At 35.9% G+C, this 19,614-nt stretch carries 20 protein-coding genes; all 20 read left to right on the forward strand.

All coding sequences use genetic code 11. The annotated features are described in order from the left end of the window. The first annotated feature begins 2 nt into the window (after window positions 1-2). The 20 genes from NAG76_09570 to NAG76_09665 all read left to right on the forward strand — a co-directional run bounded on the left by NAG76_09570 (window position 3) and on the right by NAG76_09665 (window position 19,600). Window positions 3-1,265: a hypothetical protein gene (locus NAG76_09570; protein URN96441.1), complete on the forward strand. Its 1,263-nt coding sequence runs from the start codon at window positions 3-5 to the stop codon at window positions 1,263-1,265. After that, a complete protein-coding gene (locus tag NAG76_09575; protein ID URN96442.1) occupies window positions 1,265-3,907 on the forward strand; it encodes a hypothetical protein in 2,643 nt (880 codons plus the stop codon). The genes NAG76_09570 and NAG76_09575 overlap by 1 nt, the downstream gene beginning before the upstream one ends. 43 nt (window positions 3,908-3,950) lie before the next feature. After that, entirely contained in the window at window positions 3,951-6,107 is a 2,157-nt protein-coding gene (locus NAG76_09580) for an S-layer homology domain-containing protein (protein ID URN96443.1), read from the forward strand. Window positions 6,108-6,244: 137 nt separating this feature from the next. Then, complete coding sequence (locus tag NAG76_09585; protein URN96444.1) at window positions 6,245-6,403, forward strand: hypothetical protein; 159 nt, start codon at window positions 6,245-6,247, stop codon at window positions 6,401-6,403. 162 nt (window positions 6,404-6,565) lie between these two features. Further along, entirely contained in the window at window positions 6,566-6,931 is a 366-nt protein-coding gene (locus tag NAG76_09590; protein ID URN96445.1) for a DUF1304 domain-containing protein, read from the forward strand. A 136-nt stretch (window positions 6,932-7,067) separates the two neighbouring features. Beyond that, window positions 7,068-7,808, forward strand: a complete 741-nt coding sequence (locus tag NAG76_09595; protein ID URN96446.1) for a hypothetical protein — start codon at window positions 7,068-7,070, stop codon at window positions 7,806-7,808. A 59-nt stretch (window positions 7,809-7,867) separates the two neighbouring features. After that, window positions 7,868-8,071 (forward strand): cysteine-rich CWC family protein, encoded by a 204-nt coding sequence (locus NAG76_09600; protein URN96447.1) that lies wholly within the window; start codon window positions 7,868-7,870, stop codon window positions 8,069-8,071. Window positions 8,072-8,137: 66 nt separating this feature from the next. Next, window positions 8,138-8,431 (forward strand): helix-turn-helix domain-containing protein, encoded by a 294-nt coding sequence (locus NAG76_09605; protein URN96448.1) that lies wholly within the window; start codon window positions 8,138-8,140, stop codon window positions 8,429-8,431. A gap of 117 nt (window positions 8,432-8,548) precedes the next feature. Further along, on the forward strand, window positions 8,549-9,565 hold the full coding sequence (locus NAG76_09610; GenBank protein ID URN96449.1) for an NADP-dependent oxidoreductase: 1,017 nt from the start codon (window positions 8,549-8,551) through the stop codon (window positions 9,563-9,565). Window positions 9,566-9,643: 78 nt separating this feature from the next. Then, window positions 9,644-9,943 carry an antibiotic biosynthesis monooxygenase gene (locus NAG76_09615; GenBank protein ID URN96806.1) on the forward strand — a complete coding sequence of 100 codons (300 nt, stop codon included), beginning with the start codon at window positions 9,644-9,646 and terminating at the stop codon, window positions 9,941-9,943. A gap of 304 nt (window positions 9,944-10,247) precedes the next feature. Then, on the forward strand, window positions 10,248-11,222 hold the full coding sequence (locus NAG76_09620) for a LacI family transcriptional regulator (protein URN96450.1): 975 nt from the start codon (window positions 10,248-10,250) through the stop codon (window positions 11,220-11,222). Window positions 11,223-11,235: 13 nt separating this feature from the next. Next, window positions 11,236-12,129: a ribokinase gene (gene rbsK / locus NAG76_09625; GenBank protein ID URN96451.1), complete on the forward strand. Its 894-nt coding sequence runs from the start codon at window positions 11,236-11,238 to the stop codon at window positions 12,127-12,129. A gap of 71 nt (window positions 12,130-12,200) precedes the next feature. Then, the gene (rihC, locus tag NAG76_09630) at window positions 12,201-13,121 is read left to right on the forward strand and encodes a ribonucleoside hydrolase RihC (protein ID URN96452.1); all 921 of its coding nucleotides are present in this window, start codon (window positions 12,201-12,203) and stop codon (window positions 13,119-13,121) included. Window positions 13,122-13,156: 35 nt separating this feature from the next. Next, window positions 13,157-14,590 (forward strand): C4-dicarboxylate transporter DcuC, encoded by a 1,434-nt coding sequence (gene dcuC / locus NAG76_09635; protein URN96453.1) that lies wholly within the window; start codon window positions 13,157-13,159, stop codon window positions 14,588-14,590. Between the two features lie 231 nt (window positions 14,591-14,821). Next, on the forward strand, window positions 14,822-15,628 hold the full coding sequence (locus NAG76_09640) for a GNAT family N-acetyltransferase (protein ID URN96454.1): 807 nt from the start codon (window positions 14,822-14,824) through the stop codon (window positions 15,626-15,628). 24 nt (window positions 15,629-15,652) lie between these two features. After that, window positions 15,653-16,429, forward strand: a complete 777-nt coding sequence (locus NAG76_09645; protein ID URN96455.1) for a class I SAM-dependent methyltransferase — start codon at window positions 15,653-15,655, stop codon at window positions 16,427-16,429. Window positions 16,430-16,494: 65 nt separating this feature from the next. Next, window positions 16,495-17,163, forward strand: a complete 669-nt coding sequence (locus NAG76_09650; GenBank protein ID URN96456.1) for an MBL fold metallo-hydrolase — start codon at window positions 16,495-16,497, stop codon at window positions 17,161-17,163. A gap of 204 nt (window positions 17,164-17,367) precedes the next feature. Then, window positions 17,368-18,222: an EcsC family protein gene (locus NAG76_09655; protein ID URN96457.1), complete on the forward strand. Its 855-nt coding sequence runs from the start codon at window positions 17,368-17,370 to the stop codon at window positions 18,220-18,222. 30 nt (window positions 18,223-18,252) lie between these two features. Beyond that, window positions 18,253-18,759, forward strand: coding sequence for a GyrI-like domain-containing protein (locus NAG76_09660; GenBank protein ID URN96458.1), 507 nt, complete (start codon window positions 18,253-18,255; stop codon window positions 18,757-18,759). A gap of 223 nt (window positions 18,760-18,982) precedes the next feature. Next, window positions 18,983-19,600: a DNA-3-methyladenine glycosylase 2 family protein gene (locus tag NAG76_09665; GenBank protein URN96459.1), complete on the forward strand. Its 618-nt coding sequence runs from the start codon at window positions 18,983-18,985 to the stop codon at window positions 19,598-19,600. Window positions 19,601-19,614 lie beyond the last annotated feature (14 nt).

Below are 19,614 nucleotides of genomic sequence, written 5' to 3' on the forward strand. Positions count from 1 at the left end.
TGATGTTTCAATTCATAAAAGATTTGTTCAATAAGCCTTCTATAAAGGAAAAACCACCTTATTATTCAATCGTTTGTCCATATTGCTTTGAGAAATTTGAACCAAATGATGTCGTTTTTCGTGCGGCACATTCCAAGGAAGATCACCAGGATTATGCACTGCAAGAGGATGAGAAACTCAATAAATATCGTGAAAAATTTAATCTTTCACCAATTGATGAAATCGAAGCCATTATTCATCCGCAATCGATTCCGCAAGAAAATCTAATCATCTCGGAAAATGTATTAGTAGGTTTACAAGATAATTATGGGATTGTTACGAGGAAGAGACTATGCCCTAGCTGTCATAATGAGCTGCCGGTACCCTCTGGTAAAGTGCCGAGTAATATTATTTCAATTGTAGGTGCAACAGCTTCAGGGAAATCTGTCTATATTGCTTCGCTAATTCATACTTTGCAGCATACAACGTCGACTAATTTCGCTGCATCCTGTATTCCACTTAATGCTGAAATGAGTCGGAGATACCGACAACAATATGAAGAGCCAGTTTTTGATCGTGGCAGTATGATACCTTCTACTCAAAAGGAAGTTATGCAGGAGCCGCTTATTTTTCAATTTAAATTTATTAACGATGAGATCCCGCCGATTACACTTGTGTTCTTCGATGTTGCGGGTGAAGGTATGGTTGATGAGAGTTATATTGAACTATATGCTTCTCATATAAAAAATTCATCTGGCATTATCTTTATGGTCGATCCACTTCAAATTCGGTCGATTCGAGATCGTCTGTTACTTAATTTTGGGAATAGTTCTGAGGAGTTTGCTGGTAAATATGATGATTCTCAAGAAATAATTGTTACCTTAAATTCTACCTTTATCGCTCATTTAGATAAAGGAGTTACTGATATTCCGACCGCTATAGTTGTAGCAAAGAGCGATATGCTAGAGCTATTAAAGGAAGAGGATGGGCAATATATAGGAACTAATAGTAATGTATTTAATAATGTTGTGCATAACAAGGTATTTAATCTCGATGAATTTAATAATATTAATGGTGAAATTGCTAGATTTATAGAAAAAGTTGATCGTCCTTTCAAAAATGCAGTTGATGCGTATTTTAAGAAAACAGCATTTTTTGCAGTGTCCTCATTAGGAGCAAATCCAGCGGATAAACAATTAACTGGTGTAGTTAACCCTATTCGAGTAGATGAACCGTTCTTATGGCTACTCTATGAGTTTGGGTATATTGAGGGGAGTCGCTCATAATGAGTATGGCAAGAAAAGTTCAACAGCAATATTATACACGGGGCCGTGAAGGGGTTTTTCGCACGAATGAAGGGCTAGATACGGTAGCCAAATCTAGCAATCTCGATAACAATTTTATTAAAAAAACGTTACATCCTTTTTGTACCTACTTTCCACCTGCGGAGTTAAGTCAACGTGGTGAAAAAGATGTACAGAAGTATCCGGAATCGATAACTGTATTTCATTCAGATAATGGAGATATGGTTATTGGTCGAGCGATGTATTTAGCAGCTGACTTTACTGGTCAACGCGAGACGATGTTTGTACACAACTATATTGTGCCCAGGGAGTTAAAGGAGGCCTATATTGTTGATCCAATAGCTATTTTTCATAACAATCAATTTGCTAGTCATTATGATCATACATTAGGTAAAGAACTTCCTGAACTAGATAGATTACCATATGATACTAAGGCAAGCTACAGTGGCCAACAAGAGTTACTAACAAAGTTGAAAGTTAATGAAAAGATATTCAAACAGCTAATGCGTGCAACGATACTTTCTATTGCTAGCAATAAGAAGGTGTTTATAAGTTTAGATGTTGATATATCAGAAAGCTCTTATTATGCGAAGCGACTTGTAGAAGTTATATATTATAGCCTACCTTATGAGCTACGGAGACATTTTGGATTTTCAACTTATCAAAATGTTCCACAAGCAAAGAAATATATTAATGTAATGTTTGTAGAAAAAGATAGCTTTAGACAAGCTGATCGATCGATTGATAAAGAATTTATTTTTGATTTTGTTAACGAACGTTATTTGAATGTGGATGTCGTTGAAGAGGACAACCATTACCTCAATCTTATTTGGGCATGTTTAACTTATCCAGATGTGAATAAGTCTTATTTTCAATTTGCGGAAGAAGCTATTCAAGATTTGGATAGCAATAAAACGTTGGCCTATGCAACTTACTCACAGTTGGGAGCTATTTTTAGAGTTGAAAAAGGTACATTTGACCCTTATGCAAAAAACAAGGAGGGTATGCTTAATAGCATACTAAGCTTTGTGAATGAACAGAACTTCGCTAAGAAAACTAAGCTGCTTACTTTATTCAATAAGCTTGTACAGCAAGAGAAGAATGAACTCTTATCAGGTTCAGTGCTAAGCGTTGCTTACATCAAAGAGTTGCTAGTCTATTGTCAGTATGTAGAAAAAGATTATATTCACAGTTATATCTCGGTTATTGCGCTATCGCTCTATAATAACCGCAAGACAGGGAAAGATGGTAGCTACACCAAGCAAGTACTACTACAACTTCAGGATCGTCCTCACTTATTCCAAGAATTGATGGAGCATTTGTGTGGTAGCCATGAATATGAAAATATTGCTGAAGAGCTAATCATTGAACGTGCAGCTTCCATTGTTACGGTAAAAGCACTTAATGAAGAGATTAACTATTGGAGAAAACTATCTCCGAATATTATTACAAGATTTTTCTTTATTGAACAAATTAATCTTACCGTTATTAATCTCTTAAAAAAGGATAAGGCTTATATTAGCAGAGGTAACGAGATACTACACTTACTTCACAAAATTGTAGAACAAGATAATCGCTATGAGCAATTTTCAGAGCAAATTATCCAAACAGTACTTAATCAAGTATTTAATAGTATTAAACTTGGGGCATTAAAACTACAAGATATTGATGAATTGAAATCTATGATGCAGCAAGAGAAAAAGCAGGTAAATACTATACTTACTAATAATAGGGAGCTACAGCAACTGCAATCTGAGTTGGAGTTAGCATTCAGTATTTTACATTCTAGTCATCGTAATAGTGATGATTTTTATGAGGATTTGGATGAGCTATCACCGAGGTCTTTCGAATCGGTACAACTATTATTCAAAAATATAATTAAAGACAATCCGAGTAAGCGACTTTTTTCTTTGGTGAAGTACGCCTTCTATATTCAAGGCAATGGTAACTATAGAAACAGGAATGATTATGAATATCGGTATGATGAGTTACTTATCTTTGTAGATCACTTAACAAATGGTAAGGAACAGGTTATTGATTTTCTGATGTTCGATAGTGAACTTATTGGTAGTTCAAAAAAATATCAGAAATATGTTCGGTCATATTTCTCGAAAAAAAATAATAAAGTGCTAAAGGATTCAACTGTAAAGAAAAAAATGCTAACCGTAAGAAGCAAAAAATTCAAAGAATTCATTAAAGAGCTATCACTTGAGCAATCTAATGGACTTGTACGCTTCTTACACAAATACCGAAAAATGATTGCATTAGGTGCTGCCATTGTATTTGTTATGGCCATTATTGGGTTAGTTCTATTGTTTATGTTTAAGGATAATGGACCAGTAGTTAATGATCCATTACCAACGTTAGAACCCTCCCCAACACCAACGATAGAACAAACTCCATTACCAACATCAACTACAGATCCTATAGACGGAAGTAATGGCCTCACTCCTGAAACAAGTGGATTACCAGGAAATTCGCCATTGCCAGAGGTTAGCGGGTCAACGGATAGTACTGGAGTTGATAATACAGAAGATAACTCAGAAGAACCTATATCAGAACCTACACCAGTAACTTCAACTGAATCTGTTGACGATGCTATTAATGAAGCAAATAATCCATAATACAAGTGAAAATAAGCGTCATAATGAAAGGGTTAATGTTGAAATGAATAAACCTAAATGGATCGTTACGTTTTGCATAAGTGTAATGATGACGCTATCTATCGTATTATCTGGTTCCGCAGCCGCACAAGAAACTGGGCAGTATACGGATGTTCCGAAAAAGCACTGGGCGTATTCCACTATACAAAATATGAGCAAGCAAGGAATTGTTAATGGGTATTCAAATGGAACCTTTAAACCTAATGAATCATTAACACGGGAGCAATTTGCCAAAATGCTTGCATTGGCATTAGATTTAGAGCCGAGTAGTAACCAAAAAGCTACTTTTTCTGATGTAGACGTCAAGAGATGGTCTTACCCATACATTGAAGGGGTAAAGGATTATTTGCAAGGTTATTACGGACCTATTGGCAAGCCATTCTATAAACCAGCAGCTATTATAACAAGGGAAGAAGTTGCTGTTGCACTTGTTAAATCCATGAAATTAGAAGTGAATACTAAAACTGGAGATAGTGTAGTCCGCAGTAAATTTAAGGATTCGGATGCTATTTCAGCAGGGCTTGCTCCATATGTTGCTGCTGCGATTGAAAACAATCTAATAACGGGATATGAGGACAGAACATTTAGACCAAAAGGACAATTGGATCGTGCAGCAGCAGCTACGCTGTTAACTCGATTTTTGGACTCATCATTAGTTCCAGATTTACAGGACATTCATCTAGATATACAGGTTGCTAGTCAAACAGAGGTCAATACTGTGGTCGCAACAGGTACAATTGAGACAAAAGCAAAGTTGTATATCAATAATGTCGAAGTATCTGTATCAAAAGATAGCTTTAAACACACGTTCAATCTCAAAGATGGAGAAGGATTTTACGAATATGAGTTTAAGGTTGTCAAGCCAAATGGTAGGTATAAAGTGGTTACTAAAACGGTTGAACGTATAATACCTGCACCAACCATTACAGCAACAGTACCTGAAAAGACGGAAAGTCAGAGAATGACAATTACAGGTCAAATAAATGACCGTAATGATAGCGATCCAACACTTTACGTCAACAATTCGAGGGTATATCCTAACTCATCTGGAAGTTGGTCTTACACATTGGATTTAAGTGAAGGACAAAACGCTATTAAGATTACTGGATCGAATAAATTCGGTAAGAAAACAGAGATTACTAAAAAAGTAACATTTACTGCTGCTGCTCCGCTTATAACGATTAATGAGATTGTAGAAGTAGTGTTTGTTGATAAAATTACGATAACTGGTAAGGTTACGGATCTGAATGATAGTAATCCGACCATATATATTAATAATCAGAAACGGTACAACTACAACAATAGCATTAATGAGACAATTACACTTAAGGAAGGCGAGAATACAATCATCATTAGTGCTGAGAATAAATTCGGTAAGAAGTCTACAATTACTAAGAAGGTGAATTATTATATCACACCTCCCGAAATTACAGTGTCTAATTATGAAGCTATATCATACAAAGATAAAGCAACGATTACAATTAAAGTTACTGATAAGTACGATACATATCCGACTATAACTGTAAATGATCAGCGTATGTATTCTAGTACTATTTCGTATACACAATCATTAAAGGAAGGCGATAACTACATCGTCATTAGAGCTAAAAATAGTAAAGGTAAAGAAAGTGTCTATACAATTATGATCAGTTATGTGAAGCTTCCACCTACATTAACAGTTAGCACAGTTGAGGAAACTACTTACAAAAACAAGGTAACGATTACCGCTAGTGCTACTGATATCGTTGATATATCTCCATCGCTATACCTTAATGGAATTTATGTGGGCAGAAGTAGCTTTACTCAAACAGTTACATTAATCGAGGGGATTAATGTAATAAAAATCAAAGCAACAAATGCACAAGGAAAATCGGTGGAAGTTGAAAAGACAATTACTTATATTATTCCACCTCCAGAGGTTACTATTAGTGATGTTCCTGAAATAACTAATTCTGGGGAGATTACAATTACAGTAACTGCAGTCGATATAAATGATAGTAAACCATCGATCTATATAAATAACGCATCGGTAGGGAAAAGTGTAGTTACTCAAACGATTCGATTAAAGGAAGGCGAAAATATAATCGAGATTTTTGCTGCGAATAATAACGGTAAAAAATCAACCCCAATTGTAAAAAGGATAATGTACGTCATTGAATAGTCAACATCTCGAAAGCAACGCAAAGATGCCGCCTTTTGTGTAACCATCGCTATATCAGACGTTCCTGCATGAAGAACAATTCTGTTTTGATGCATAAATTTTTGGTCAGTTGGCATATTAATGTTGAGGTGATTATTATGGCAAAAGCCGGTATGAGACGTCCAGATCCAAGAGAAAACATCAGTACAGAAAGTAATAAGAGACAGAATTTACCGAGAAACGATATGGCACCTGTGCCTGAAATTCAAGGTAAAGCAAAAAGCGGTAAAGAAAAAGCCAATCGAGCTCCTGAATGATGTGCTAATTATACACTGATAACGAATTTCAAGGTTTTAGACTAAAATACCTAAATTGTTAAGTAGTTTACTTACTTACAATTTAGGTATTTTAGATTTGGTTAGAATCTCACATAATTTTCCAATAATAATATATAAATTAGAAGGGAATAGTGAACCCCTATGAGTGTGATTAGTTTTATACTTGTAGCCATTGTTGCTATAGAGCATGTGTACATCCTAATTTTGGAGATGTTTTTGTGGACTAAGCCAAGGGCGATGCGTGCTTTTGGTACAACAGAGCAATTTGCAGAACAGACAAAATCTTTGGCGGCGAATCAAGGACTTTATAATGGATTTCTTGCTGCAGGGTTGATATGGGGACTTCTTCATCCGAATTCTTCATTTGGAAGTCAGGTTCAATTGTTCTGTCTTGTTTGTGTGTTAATTGCCGCAATTTATGGAGGCTTAATTGCGAGAAGGTCAATTATTGTTATGCAAGGTCTTCCTGCACTTATTGCTATTCTGTTTGTTCTTATTAGTACATAAACGATATGTTTCTGATTCGTATAGAGATATGGCGCGATGTTTCCATCAACTAATGCGAAAATTGTAATTCGTCTTAAAGTTATACTATATTAAGCTAAGCTAATAGAAACTCTGAATCTAAGGAATGTGAAACACTATGAAAAATAAGAGAGATATACACGAAAGGTTGGCAGATAAAATCCAATATGGAACAGGATTTTTTGCGAATTTCTTGAAAGTGACATTTTTCCCGTTGGCCTTGGCTCTTATGATGTCTTTATCTCTACTATTTAATAATATAGCCAGAAAAATTCAATCAAGTACTTTTTCTGATAGTAATAGTCTTTTATTTGTACCAGGTGATGCAACTAATAGTGCGGAAGGTTTAGTATTTATCTCATCTATTCTTTATATATTTATATGGATGATTTTCAAATTTAATTTTGATTCTAGAAGAATGAAAATTATTTTTAATAGTATTGTATCGTTTATGTTAATAGGAAATATATTATTTACAATTAACGCATCTTATGATTATTATGACGTAACAAAAGACCAAATTTTAATAAGGGAAAATAAAAATAGTGTAGTTAACGCGTATAATATTAGTGATATATCCTTTGTTGAAGTTACTTACAGAATTTTTGATACTGTAAAAGGCCCCGATACATATCATTTTGTTTATAAGGTTTATATGAAAAATGGGATTGAATTTGATATGGTAGATAGTCCGGATTTTGAAAAAAATATAATTAATGTAGATACCATGCTTCAAGCTAATCATGTAGAGTTTATTAAGGCACATAACGCTAAATATTTCCTCTATAAAATATGTGAAGATTCATGTTCTGATGATATATTAAAAATATACGAGGTATCTGAGATCATAGTAGAATAAAGTCCTTCTGTTAGATCATTATTGGTCACGCTATACTAGGAATTAAGGTAGGTGATGATATGTCAGAAGTAACTGCTAATAAATGCCCAATATGCAGTAATGATAATAAATGTGGCAACCTTGCAAATGAGCTGAATGAAAAATGCTGGTGCAGCAAGGAGTATTTCTCAAAAGAGGTTCTAACAATGATTCCAGCTAATCAGTTGGGTAAATCATGTATTTGTAAAGATTGCCTTGATAAATATAATAATCTAAAAACGTAATCCTATAGTATTCTGTCTTAATCTAAAAGTTTGACAATTAAAGTCTAATAAGAGTAGGATAGTTTTATGACTATTCAACAATTATTAGATGAAGATGAAATACGGGTAAAAATTTTTAAGGCTCTTGCAGAGAAAAAACGAATTGAGATTATTCGTTATCTACTTGCCGAACCTAGCCGTAATAGTTGTGGGGAGATTGGAACGATAATGAATACGGATAAATCCAACATCACTTATCATCTGAAAATAATGAATGATGCTGGCCTCATCCGAGTCGTTCGTGAAGGGCAGAAAAAAATGATTTATTTGCGTGATGATGTATTTCAAGTGTATTTACCAGGTTTCTTGGACAGTCTATAAGATGTCAAGAAACCTAATTTTTGAGTTGATAGTTTGAAAGTGTTACAACTATCTCACAATACTTCAGATGCTACCATCATTTAATTGTTAATATTATAAAGAAAAGAGTGAACGTACATGATGAACAAAATGATAACGTTGCGATCTCGTCCTCAAGGATTGCCAACCAACGAAACATTCGAATTTAAAGAAATGCCTGTAAACCAACCGGAAGAGGGACAGATCGTCGTTCGATCTTTATACTTTTCCGTTGATCCATATATGCGAGGAAGAATGAATGAGGGTAAATCGTATATTCCACCCTATAAGTTAGGTGAAGCAATCGTCGGTGGTGTAGTTGGAGAAGTTATTGAATCTCGTTCTGATAAGTTTAGCACTGGCGATAAAGTAATGGGTTATTTAGGTTGGAAGTTATATAACGTTGTTGATATAGCGGAAGTTCGCCTAATTGATGAAAACCTAGCACCTTTATCTGCTTATTTAGGTGTCATTGGCATGACTGGCCTAACTGCTTATTTTGGGTTAATGGATATTGGTAAACCAAAAGCTGGAGAGACGGTAGTTATCTCCGGTGCAGCTGGGGCAGTAGGATCGATTGTAGGTCAAATTGCTAAAATACAAGGAGCTCGCGTTGTAGGTATTGCAGGTTCGCATGAGAAAACCAAACTACTCACTGACAAGCTTGGATTTGATGCAGCAGTTAACTATAAAACTTCTCCAGATCTGCAAGCTGCAATTGCGCAAGCTTGTCCAGATGGCGTTGATGTATATTTCGACAATGTTGGCGGAGATGTAACTGATGCAGTAATGAGCTTACTGAACGATTATGCGAGAATTCCACTCTGTGGTGCAATCTCCTCATACAATAAGGAGCCAGGAACTGATTTGAGACCTAGCATATTGACGCAGCTCATTAAAACTCGTTCGATGATTAAAGGTTTCGTGCTTAGTGACTACTCCGACCGTTTAGGTGAAGGTGCAGAGCATCTTGGTAAATGGCTGTTGGAAGGTAAGTTGAAATACGAGGAGACAATTATAGAAGGATTTGATCGTATTCCTGATGCGTTCCTACAGTTATTTCAGGGAACGAATGTAGGAAAAATGCTTGTTAAGGTGACTCCCGACCAAGGTTAACTTCAGAAAATTAACGAACAGCCTCTCGGAAATTAATTTCTGAAGGTAAATTAATTTAAGAGATAAGGAATGATTAACATGATTATTGTTCACGCGAATATTCAAGTAAAACCGGATCAAGAACAAGCCTTTTTGGAAGAAATGAGAATTCTTCTTCCGCTAACAAGAGCAGAAGAAGGCAATATAAGTTATGAATTAATGAAAAATACGGAGAAAGACCATCATTATAAAATGGTTGAGCTATGGAAAGATGTCGAGGCAACTGCTTCACATAATACAAGTACTCACTTTACCGCTTTTGTTCAAAAGGCATCAGCATTTATGGCTGCTCCTATGGATCTTCAAATATTCAGTGGTGAGGCCGTAAATCGAAGTTAGCTCTCGCTAATTTTGATAGGGTAATAATTGTCTCCATTGGGCATTTTGCTTGTCTATAAATTATGAACTAATAAGCGTCTATCATGAAAGACTTCATGATAGACGCTTATTTACTTAGCTATATAATGCTCTTGCTGCCAAACAAGTTATAAATAACTTTAGTGGAACATTCCATTTTTTAAACGGATAAAAATCCCAAATAAATACAATAAGTATAATAATATTAACATCATTATTGACTTGCAATAAGATAAATAGTATATTATTTGTGTAACCGGTTACCTATCTAGGGTGGAGTGATAGCATGGCTTCAATTAAAGACGTTGCAAAGATGGCAGGAGTATCAGTTGCAACAGTATCAAGAGTGCTGAATAACAAGGGATATGTTGGACAAGATACAAGGGAAAAAGTTGAAAGCTCGATTATAGAATTGAACTACAAGCCGAATGAAGTGGCGAGAAGTCTTTTTAAGAAGCAATCTAATACGATTGGCTTAATCGTACCTGATATTATGAACCCCTTTTTTCCAGAACTTGCAAGAGCTGTAGAAGATACAGCTATTAAGTTAGGCTACAATGTTATTCTATGTAATTCAGATGCAAATAGAGAAAAAGAACAAGCATACTTAGACGTTTTACAACAAAAATATGTTAACGGTATCATTGTTTCTTCAAATACAATGACTGCTGATCAGATTATTGAAATTAATATTCCAGTAGTCAGCATTGACCGCGAAATAAGCAAAGGTCTACCAACGATTGTTGTAGAGAATAAGAATGGTGCCATTGCTGCTACTCGCTTTTTAAAAAGCAAAGGATGTAAAAGAATCGCCCACATAAGAGGTACTTATGGGATTGTTAATGCGGAAGAACGTTGTGAAGGTTATAAAGAAGTCGTAGATCAGGAACTGTGGTTTGGAGAGAGCTACATTGTGAATGGTAACTATGAAATGCAATCTTCAATTAAAGCGACGTTAGAGCTTTTGAGTCAACATCCAGAAATAGACGGTATTTTTGCAGCTAATGATATTATGGCAATAGGTGCTATAAAAGCCGCCCATCAGCTTGGAATAAAAGTACCTGAAGAACTTTCAATTATTGGATTTGACGGAATCTCACTTTCTGCAGCGACTATTCCCGAACTAACAACTATTGTCCAGCCTATCTATGAGCTGGGAGAGAAAGCAACGACATTGCTAGTTAATCTAATGGAGCAGAAGGCAGTGGAGGAAACTTTTTTTAAATTTGATGTTGAACTTATAGAGAGAAATTCAACTTAAGGAGAATACTGGGATGGAGCAGAAACCTAAAATAACTGTTGTTGGAAGCATTAATATGGATTTGGTTACAATCACTTCTCAAGTTCCTAAGACAGGAGAGACACTTATTGGAGATCAGTTTCATATGAATCCTGGAGGAAAAGGAGCCAATCAAGCAGTAGCGGTTGCTAGACTTGGGGGACAAGTGAAATTAATAGGTTGCGTAGGCACGGATAGCTTTGGTAATGATATTCTCCAACATCTTCAAGAGCAAGGTGTTGATGTGAGTGATGTGGAACCGGTTACACATATGACTGGTACAGCATCTATCATCGTTGCTAACCAAGACAACAGTATAATAGTTGTGCCTGGAGCTAACAATAATGTAACAGCAGCATTCGTAGAATCAAAACGAGATATTATTGCGGATAGCGATATTCTAATTCTTCAGTTAGAAATACCGCTAGAAGGTGTCCAGAAAGCAATAGAGATTGCAAAGGAAAACGGTGTTAAAGTCATTCTTAATCCGGCGCCTATTCAAAATTTGCCATTACAAGTCATTCAAGATGTGGATTATATAACCCCGAATGAACATGAATATCTTCTTTTGAAAGAAGAAAGAAACGAAGATCTTTTTGCTGAGAAACTAATAATCACTAAAGGCAGTAAGGGAGTTTCTATTGTTGAAGATGGCAAGGAAATTATTATTCCTGCTTATAAAATGAATGTAGTGGATACTACTGGTGCTGGTGATTCATTTAATGGTGGCTTGGCCATTGCGTTAAGTAAAGGATTAGATATAAAAGACGCATGTAAATACGGAAATGCTGTAGCTGCATTATCCACTACAAAACTCGGCGCTCAAACGGGAATGCCTACTGGCGAAGAAGTTGAATCTTTTATTGGTAATCAGGGTCAGTTAGTTTAGAAATTGAGAAACTATATCTGATTAGTTTATATGAAATTTCATACGTTTACATTACAAGGAGGAAGAGAAACATGACAAAAAGACCTATTATTATTGACACAGATCCAGGAATTGATGATGCAGTTGCACTGGCGATAGCACTTTATAGCGACAAATTAGATGTTCGCTTAATAACGACTATTGCCGGAAACGTTGGACTTGATAAGGTTACAACTAATGCACTTAGATTACTGAAGTTTTTCAATAAAAATATACCGGTTGCCTTAGGAGCGGATAGACCTCTTATTAAAGAAGCTATTGATGCAAGTGATATACATGGTTCTACTGGAATGGATGGTTATGATTTTGAAGAGCCAACTGAGGATCTTGTATTGAAAGAGAATGCAGTAAATGCCATGTATCGCGTAATTATGGCAAGTGAAGAACCAATCACTATCGTTCCAATAGGTCCTCTTACTAATATTGCTCTCTTGTTATCTATGTATCCAGATGTGAAAACAAATATCGCAGAGATTGTACTAATGGGAGGCTCCACAACGCGAGGTAATTTTGGAGTTATGTCAGAATTCAACATTGCTGCAGATCCAGAAGCAGCAAAAATGGTATTCCAAAGTAATCTACCAATTGTTATGGTAGGTCTGGATGTTGGATTGAAAGCTTTAGTGTATCCAGAAGATAGTGCGAAATTGAAAGAAATGAATAAAACAGGAAACATGATTTATCAATTGTTTCAAAAATATAGAGGTGGCAGCCTGAAAACCGGATTGAAAATGTACGATAGTACTGCGATTGCTTATCTGCTGCAACCAGAAATGTTCCAAGTTGTAGATACTTATGTCGATGTCGAGTTAAGCGGTTCCATGACTATGGGATGTACTGTTGTAGACTTGAAAGGCTATTTGAAAAAGCCTAACAATGCCAAGGTTTGTGTTGATATTGATCCACAAATGTTTAAACAATGGTTCATGGAAAGCTTGAGTAAATGTAATTAGGCTGTATTCATAAGAATTGGGGAGGAAATTCAATTATGAATTCCAATATAGTAATGTATGCGTCTGCTATTATCGCAGTATTAATAGTCATTTATATGCTTATCAAAAAAATGGACATTAAAATTACACTATTTCTAATGGGTATTATACTCATATTAATAAGTGTTGGTATGGGGAAAGAAATAGCGGTAAAAGATTTTGTATCCACAGGATCGTTATGGTTAGATCCGCTCCAGGTTATTGTTACACAGTTTAAGCAAACATTTGGAGCAGCTGGTTTTATCGTCCTTATATTGGGTGGTTACACAGCTTATATGTCATCAATTGGTGCAAATGATGTAACGGTTAATGCTTTAACAAAACCAATTGCAAAAATCAAATCTGTTTATGTTTTAGTTCCAATCGTGTTTTTATTAGGAAATGCATTGTCTCTTGTAATTCCTAGTGCTTCAAATCTTGCAATTATTTTATTGGCTACTCTATATCCAATTTTAAGAAAAGCAGGGATGACTGCACTAACAGCTGCTGCGGTAATCGCTACATCAGCAACGATCGTTCCAACTCCATTAGGTAGCGATAATGTGGCGATAGCTGAGGAATTAGCTAAACATTCCTTATTCGCTGGAATGAACGTAACAGACTATGTATTTAATTATCACGCACTTGTATCAATTCCTACAATTATCTTTATAGCATTCGTTCATTACTTCTGGCAGAAGCGAATGGATAAAAAAGATAATCTACGTGGAATAGCTGGAAATGATAATGATAAAGTTGAAGTACATGAAACAGTTGAAGTTAACGGTGGTTTACTTTACAAAACGGTGTACGCACTTCTACCAGTATTTCCGATTATTCTTTTATTAGGTGCTTATGCGGTTCAACTTACTACAGGTACTACAATAGATATTAGTGTTGAGGTTGCTACATTAGTATCATTGGTACTTGCTATTGTATGTGAATTGATTAGACATAAAGGGAATAAGAGCGTTTTAGAGAAGACTGAAGCATTCTTTAAAGGAATGGGCGGAGCTATTCCAATTGTAGCCTTGTTAGTTGCTGCATCTGTGTTCGTAACTGGCTTAAAATCGATTGGTTTAGTAGATCAACTTCAAGCTTCAATGCAACAAATGCAAGGTAATGGGCTAGACTTTATTCTCCCTCTTATATTAGTTGGTTTAACCGCTCTTATTGTAATATTAAGCGGAAGTGGTACAGCACTAATTTTTGCAATGGTACCGCTAATCGTTCCATTGGCTGAAGCAGCTGGAATAAGTCCTATCGCAATTTCTGTTCCACTTGGTCTATCAGGAAATCTATTCCGCGCTGTTTCTCCTGTAGCAGCTGTTATTCTAATTGTTGCTGGAACAGTTAAAGCAGATCCTATAGCAATCGTGAAAAGAACTTCGGTTCCGATGATTGCTGGTGTAGTGTTTATGTTCATATTGTCTATGATTCTATTCCTATAATGCTAATCTGAGATCAACTCACGAAGCAAAGGGAATGATTAACTCTCTACGATCAATGACTGCTGAATTTTCAGCAGTCATTGATCGTTTTATTTTTATATGAATACTTTTCAAGTGTGATAGATATTTGATAGTAAAGACATGTTTGTGTTAAAATTAAGGAAAAATATGTAAAGTAATTAAGAGTGTCATAAAATCTAATTTTTGATGAAAATAATTGAGGGTGATCATATGCTATCAAGTCTATCTAATATAATTAGAGATAACTTTATACATAAAGTTACTTTGTTAGGAAAGTATACAGACAAAATCAACGTAAGTGAAACTCAGGACTATATTAGAGTGGATAGTGGACTGCCTTCAGATACATTCAATAACATTGTATTGCTTAAGCAAATTGCGCAACAATCTAAATCAACCATTATCCAAGAAGCGGTTCACTACTTTACTCAGAAGAAATTGCCAATGGCTCTGTGGTCATGGGAAGACGGTATTGACAATACTGTTGAATATCTACAAGATATAGGTCTAAAAAAAGCAGAAACTAATATCGCTATGTATGCAAATTTACATACATTACTTCCAAGTATTAATTATCTGGAAGAGTATATTATGACCGAGGTTTCCTCCTCTAAGGAAATCGAACAATACGCGGAAGTACTAGCATCATTATTTGGTGATTCTGAAGAAGCGACTCAAGTCCGTGCCTACTATAAATATTTAACTGAGTTACCTTCACTTCATCATACAGAGATAAAATTATATATTGGTGTTTTTCGAAATGAAGTGGTTTCAACAGGATCTCTACTAATCAATAACAACAGTGTAGGTATCTATGATATTGCAACACGACAAGAATTCAGAGGAAAAGGTTTTGGTTCAGCAATGTTTAATTTTCTAATTACAGAAGCCCAGAAGCTAAATACCAGCCATTGCGTACTTCAGGCTTCAACTGACGGGATCAATATTTATAAGAAGTCAGGATTTGAATCCATCTGTAATGTCAACGTGTATGAAAATCGACATCTGTTCGAATAGTTAATTGAAAATGGAGGTAGAATTATGTTTAGTTATTACAGTTCACTTTGTACTGAAGTCTATGATCTCACAAAACCGGTTGGGTATTCATTAGCTGGAGATATTGAGTATTATCAAGATCGCTTAAAAACATGTCAGGGGCGTATTCTTGAAGCTGGAGTTGGCTCTGGGCGTTGTATCATTCCACTTCTTGAAGCTGGACTTACAGTGGATGGCATCGATTATTCGCCAGAGATGTTGGATTCCTGTAGAGCACGTTTTGAAGAGAGAGGATTAACTGCTAACTTATATGAAGGTCAATTACAAGATTTTTCGTTACCGGTTACTTATGATGCGATTATTGTTCCGTCGGGCTCTTTTTGTTTGATCGAGAAGCTTGAAGATTCGCAGAGTACATTGAAATCTTTCTATAAGCACCTTGTTCCAGGAGGTAAACTAATTATTGATCTAGTCTATCCTCATGGATGGAAAACGGGAGAGATTACTACTTCCACTTTTTCGCTACCTAATGGCGATGGGATTACGATGGAAAACAAATCTGTTGAAATAGACTGGATAAATCAATGTACTGTATCTTATCTTAGATACGAGAAATGGCGACAAGGTAAATTAATCCAAAGCGAGTTACAACGGATGGCATTGCGTTGGTATGGAATTGAGGAAATGAAATTAATTCTAGAAAGTAACGGCTTTACGGATATAACATATTCTGCTGATTACGTTTTCCAAAGGGAACCTTCTCGTGGAAGTGACATTATTACAATCGAAGCGGTACGAAAGCAAGATATACAAACCGATTAATATTTCATTAAAAGGGGAGTTGAAAGAAAATAAAAATTCATGAAATCGTGAAAGATATATATTTATTGCCGTTAGGAAATGTAAATGCCTATTTGTTGAAAGATCCGAAAGATAAGCAGATAGTACTGATCGATACTGGTGCTCCAGGAAGTGCGTCAAAAATAAAAGAAGCTATAAACTCCATTGGTCATCAACTATCAGATTTGAAGGCGATTCTACTTACGCATTGTCATGGTGATCATGCCGGAAGCGTCGCAGTATTGAAGCGGGAAGCTCCACAAGTGAAAATTTATGCTAGCAAGTTTGAAGCTCCAATTGTAGAGGAAGGTTTGAAGCAAAGAGCAATGACACCTTCTCCAGGGATTATGAACAAGCTATTATTTAAGCTGTTTGTCACTGACCATCCAATTGAAGCAGTTCCGGTTGATGTGAAACTTAATGGAGGAGAGAGCATCGATGTTGCAGGAGGAATAAACGTAATTGAGATTCCAGGCCATAGTCTAGGGCAACTTGCTTTTTCATTACCGCAGCTTGGGGGAATTATGTTTGTCGCTGATGCAGCATCAAATATGCCGAGACTTGGTTGGAGTATAGGGCATGAAGATATAATTACGGCTAAACAAAGTCTAAAAAAGTTAGCAAATTTAGATTTCGAGATCGCTTGTTTTGGTCATGGTAAGCCTATTATGACGGGAGCATCGCAAAAATTTCGAAACAAATGGGATAATAAATGATCCTTACCTGAAATACTTCAGATTAAGGTTATAAGACAGATGAGCTATATTGCAGAATTATAGAAATGAAAATAATATTAAAGGCTAAAACATGGATCAATTACCCATATTTTAGCCTTTAATATTAGGTGCCCAAATTAGGTTTCCTTTGCATCCATATTCCTTCGGACAACGTATAACAGAGCAATATGAGGAGGCAGAATAATGATATCGACGGATACGAAGCAGCAGCTTGAGATAGAGATACAAGAAGTCCAAGCATGGGAGCAAGATCAGAAAGATTTATGGTTTTGGGAAAAGCTAGGCAGACTGCCCTTTATGCTACTAGATAAAGTAACACCCAAATTTATTCAGCAGAAGCTTGGACAAGCAGTTGAAGAAATAGGTGGATATGTGCAAAATGGTGGGAAATATCTAATCTCGGAGAAAAGTATACTAGAACAAGTTCAACAAAATGCAATAACTGCTATGCAATCTGAAAAAAGTGAAGTCGAATCAATTAATCGTACGGAACCTCTAACGCTAGATCAATGTGCCACTTTACCAATGGCAGTTATGAATAAGACAGCTGACCAACTATCGACGAGCCGTTCTTCTATGGCCATGATACAAGGCGCAACAACTGGAATTGGAGGGTTTCTTACTTTAGCGGTTGATATCCCTGCTATATTGGGTCTTTCATTAAAAATTATTCAAGAAATCGCGATTAGCTACGGCTTTGATCCAAAACAGAAGGAAGAACGGATATTTGCAGTTAAAGTTATGCAGTTCGCTTCTTCTGACATCGTAGGCAAAAAAGCTATTCTTGAAGATCTTGAGGGTTTTGGTAATGGGGAACGTAATCAGCAAATGATATCACAATTACAAGGTTGGCAAGAAGTTATTGCTCTTTATCGTGATAACTTCGGTTGGAAAAAATTATTTCAACTCATACCAGTTGCCGGAGTGTTGTTCGGTGCTTTCATAAACAAAGGAATGCTGAACGACGTCGCAGAAGCTGCTAAAATGTTATATCGTAAAAGAAGAGCGTTACAGAAGTTAGAAGCACTTGGCGAATAATTTGAAATTTTAATTAAGGGAGTTTAAAAGATGAATTATAAAATTGTTGAAAAAGAAGCTTTTTCTATTTTTGGTGTTGAATCCATTGTTACTACTGAAAATGGAGAGAATCTAAGGCAGATCCCTGAGATATGGACTAAGGCCTTTGCTGAAGGAACAATTGACCGGATTATCAATGAGTTAGATCAACCTATTTCAAGCACCGGGATTTCACCTGTTAATGCAGTCATGTGTTATCGTGAAACTGGTGGGATGACATTCCCTTATATGCTTTATGCTAATAATCCAATAGGAGGCGCACCAGAAGGATACACTACTGTTGAAATTCCTGCACTAACATGGGTAATCTTCACTACAGTCGAATATACGAAAGATCAAACGACAGAGCAGGTTCAATTGTTGTGGAAGCGGATATTTAGTGAATGGTTCCCGGTAGCGAGCTATGAGCAAGTTCATGGTCCTCAGTTTGAAGTATACGGTACAGCTGAGAGTGGTAGAGAGTATTGTGAAGTATGGATTCCTGTTGTTAAGAAATAACAATAAGTATAATAAATGCTTCGCTACTTGCGAGGCATTTATTTGTTTTTCTATGCATCATAATCCTTTAAGATGAATCTAAAAATATATTATTTCATTATGTTGCTATTATGACCGGATACTTCTATAAAGTGATAGGTGCTGTTGTATAGTAGTAATATGAACCATGAAATTATAATTCATATTCGCTAAGAATAAGCTTGCTGAGATTGGAGGAGAAATTATGAAGACCGTTGAAACTCAAATGTTTGAGTATGGACAAGTAGAAATAGATTACTTAAGTGAAGTAGATGAAGTATTGGGACAAGCAATGACGAGGATCGGTAGAATCGAGCGTGTTATTATCCCAGATTTGTTTGCTGCACTTGTCCACGCTATTGTAGGTCAGCTTATTTCTGTCAAGGCAGTCAACACCATTTGGGAAAGAATGCAGTCTCGTTTTGGGGAAATCACTGCTCACAACATTGCACTGCAACATGTTGACGATATTCAAAAATTTGGCATGACGATGAAGAAGGCAATCTACATTAAAGATATTTCATATGCTGTGTCTCAAGATATAATTCATTTGGAGGAGCTTCATCATTTATCAGATAAAGAAGTGATTACATTGCTAATGAAATTCAATGGAGTTGGGCAATGGACGGCTGAAATGATACTGATGAATTCAATGAAACGGCCAAACATCGTAAGTTGGGGTGATATTGCCATTCGACGTGGCATGATGAAATTATATGGTCTTCAAACGATTACGAAAGAGCAGTTTGAACAATACCGAGAAACGTATTCTCCGTTCGGTTCAGTGGCTTCAATCTACTTATGGCATATAGCAGCTGAATAGTCATGGTTAGAAGA

The organism is Candidatus Pristimantibacillus lignocellulolyticus, from assembly GCA_023639215.1.
GTDB classification, from domain to species: Bacteria; Bacillota; Bacilli; order Paenibacillales; family Paenibacillaceae; genus Pristimantibacillus; species Pristimantibacillus lignocellulolyticus.